Raw genomic sequence first — 2,760 nt, forward strand, 5'->3', positions numbered from 1 at the left:
TTGCCGGCCATTGCGGACCTCGGCCAGGCGTTCGAGCGCCCAGAGCGCCGAATTCGACAGGGTATCCGGTTTCGGGTTGAACTTTTCCGTCATGTTTCCTCCTTCGAAGGCAATGTGCAAATCCCGCACGTCGTCTCGATGTCATGTCATGTGCACGAGCGGGTTCAGACCGCTAGCGGTTCAGCGGACCGGCGCCAGTCACAGCTCACGCCAAGCCCGATCCGTACGGCCGCCTCCACGAGATCGACCGTGTGATGATGGGCGAGATGGGATGCGCGCTCGATCAGGATTTCAGGGGCGGGCAGCGGATGCTTCCCTTTCCCTGCAAACACGATCAGGTTCGACGCGCTGCCCTCGGCGGGCGCGGGCGTCACTGATGGGCCAAACACGTCGCATAGCACGCCAGATGCGGATCGTCGCTGAGGAAATTGGCAACGAGCACGCCGTCCTCGTTCAGATGGCGATGGCAGGCTTCGTAGAAGCCACGGCTGCCCAGCTCACGGGGTAGCCCGTTCGCCACAAAGCCATCGAGCACTAGAACGTCGGACCGGATTTCCCCGCTGGACACGTAATGGGTGCCATCGGCGCAGAGCACCGTGAGCCGGCCATCATCTGGCGGGATATGAAACCGCTCGCGCAACGCAATGACTTCACGATTGATCTCGACCGCAGTAATGCGGGCGTTGGGCAGATGCCGGTAGCAGTATTTCGCCAGCGATCCCCCGCCCAGTCCGATCATCGAAATGTGTCGCGGGCCGGGATGGAGGAGCACAAAACCCATCATGGTGCGCGTGTAGCCGAGCGCCAGTGCGTCGGGGCGCTTGCGCAGCATGCAGCTTTGCACGCCGCGTGCGTCGAAGCACAGCGACAGCAGATGCTCCGTCTCGATCACCATCGGCACGTCGAGGTCGCCTGAATGCCGGCCCTTACGATGCGCTGGCCTGCCTCGGTGTTGACGGACAGACCCGGTCATCACGCGGACGGGTCGTCGCAAAGCGAAGCCAGGGCGCGCAGCGCGTCCTCTTCGTCCGGGCCACTGGCCAGTATCTGTACGGCTGTGCCGGTCCGTGCCCGCAGCGATGCGATGGACATGACGTCCTTCGCATTTCCCCGGCGACCGTTTGCGACCAGAACGATATCGCTCTCGAACCGGCACGCGGTGCGGGCGAGTGCCTGTCCGGCGATATCGTGTCCCTGCCGGTTCCATTGCCGACCGATGTCGACCCATGCTTCTGCCACGATGTTTCCCTTCAGAAATGCCTTCCAATACCACTTGCGCGATGGTGCCCGCCGCTCAATGCATCAGGCCGGCGAGCACCCGGGCGAAGAACGCGCGTAACCTGCTGTCCCACACATCATCCTGCAAACTGATCCTGACGATGTCGAGCAGCCCCATGTCGTGATCCAGATGGATCATCACCGTACCCGGGCAGTGCTCTTCCATATGGTAATGAAAATATCAGATTACACACATATCATTAACATGTAATGTGCATGCATTGTCGCAATGGGGGCGATCAATTCCGTTACCCTGCTAAAACTTTCCCGGTACGCTCGTCGGTTCCTCGAGCGTTTGCAGAGCAGACGACGATGCCGCGCGATTTCAGCGAGTTTCAACTCCTCACGTTTTTCACTTTCTCGTCCAGAAGCGAGCACCGGTCAATGCTCGCCTGCGTGAAGCAGTGGCAAGCGGCGAGGTAGCCGTCGACGACGCGGTCCATATCGGCCCTCTCAGCGCACAGTCATACGATGACGCGATGGAAGCCTTGCGCGCGCGATTCTTGAACCGCGGCCCGATGGCCAGTTGCCGCGCATCATTCCCGAAATCGACAGCGCCGCCAGATTCAGCTGGATTCTGCCTGGGCGCGAACTGCGTTCGCGCGCGGAACCGCTGATGGTGTACGCCGCCGTCCTCGCGCACGGCACGTCCGTGTCGGCGCCGATATTTCGTGCATGGCGCGCGAATTGTCTGCGGGTGCAATCCGGCTGATGATGAACCGGGTTGCGGGACGAGCGGATGTTGCGCCAGGCTGCTGACGCCGCGCTTTGAATTCATGCACCACCATCCGATCGCGCCGCACTGGTGCCGCGCCGACCGGGATTCGTCGAACGTGATATCGCTGAAGACAACGCGGACCGTTCTGGCTTCTCTCCGCTTTGGACCACATTGATGCGCTGCTTATCGGCAGCGGTGCACAGCGGGCGCTCCCGCCTTCCTTTGATTTTTCAGCTAACGCTGTTCCGGGATAAGTGGCTCTGTGCATGACAACCGCGACTTCCTACAATTGAGGTGACAAGGCGTCGCCCGGTCGCGGGTTGGGGAACACGCCTGTAATCGATGCGGCCGGTTGTCCGCATTCGTTTTCCGCTTCATGTCGCCATTCCAGCGGCGGTGTGAAACAGATTTTTGAATGAGGTGCGCCAGGCGGGAGGGACTGCCATGGAACTGAGTGTAGAACGTGTCGATGTCTGGGCGGCCACCATCGAGGACAAACCGGGCGGGCTTGCGCAGGTATTGGGCGCCTTGCGGGATGCTGGCGCGGACCTGCAGTTCGTCGTCGCACGCCGCACGCCGGAATCACCGGGCAAAGGGGTCGTGTTTGTCGCACCGCTGCAGGGTGATCAGGAGATCCATGCCGCCACGCAGGTGGGGTTCAACGTCACCCCGAGCCTTCACTCTGTCCGGGTGATGGGTCTGGACCAGCTGGGAATCATCGCGGAATTGACCCAGAGGCTCGCTGACGGGGGAATCAACCTCCG

At 61.5% G+C, this 2,760-nt stretch carries 3 protein-coding genes and 2 pseudogenes; 2 read left to right on the forward strand and 3 right to left on the reverse strand.

The genetic code is table 11. The features are described 5' to 3' along the window. Positions 1-164: 164 nt before the first annotated feature. From BN2476_RS37915 to BN2476_RS49405, 3 genes and pseudogenes are all read right to left on the reverse strand, one after another. Positions 165-895 (reverse strand): annotated as a pseudogene (locus tag BN2476_RS37915) (spermine/spermidine synthase domain-containing protein). Positions 896-972: 77 nt separating this feature from the next. Then, a complete protein-coding gene (locus BN2476_RS37920) occupies positions 973-1,239 on the reverse strand; it encodes an HPr family phosphocarrier protein (protein WP_087739327.1) in 267 nt (88 codons plus the stop codon). A gap of 55 nt (positions 1,240-1,294) precedes the next feature. Then, complete coding sequence (locus tag BN2476_RS49405; RefSeq protein ID WP_268958004.1) at positions 1,295-1,417, reverse strand: hypothetical protein; 123 nt, start codon at positions 1,415-1,417, stop codon at positions 1,295-1,297. Between the two features lie 247 nt (positions 1,418-1,664). On the opposite strand from BN2476_RS49405, the pseudogene BN2476_RS48775 reads away from it, so the two are divergent. Then, positions 1,665-2,141, forward strand: a pseudogene (locus BN2476_RS48775) (Tn3 family transposase); the annotation flags it as partial. Positions 2,142-2,440: 299 nt separating this feature from the next. Further along, positions 2,441-2,760: ACT domain-containing protein (locus BN2476_RS37930; protein ID WP_087739328.1), on the forward strand; the 320-nt coding region annotated here is incomplete at its 3' end.

This window comes from Paraburkholderia piptadeniae (genome assembly GCF_900007165.1).
Classification (GTDB): domain Bacteria; phylum Pseudomonadota; class Gammaproteobacteria; order Burkholderiales; family Burkholderiaceae; genus Paraburkholderia; species Paraburkholderia piptadeniae.

What these genes read in the sequence shown, in the direction of transcription:
- BN2476_RS49405 (WP_268958004.1), bottom strand. Translation starts at nt 1,417, where the DNA reads ATGATCCATCTGGATCACGACATGGGGCTGCTCGACATCGTCAGGATC.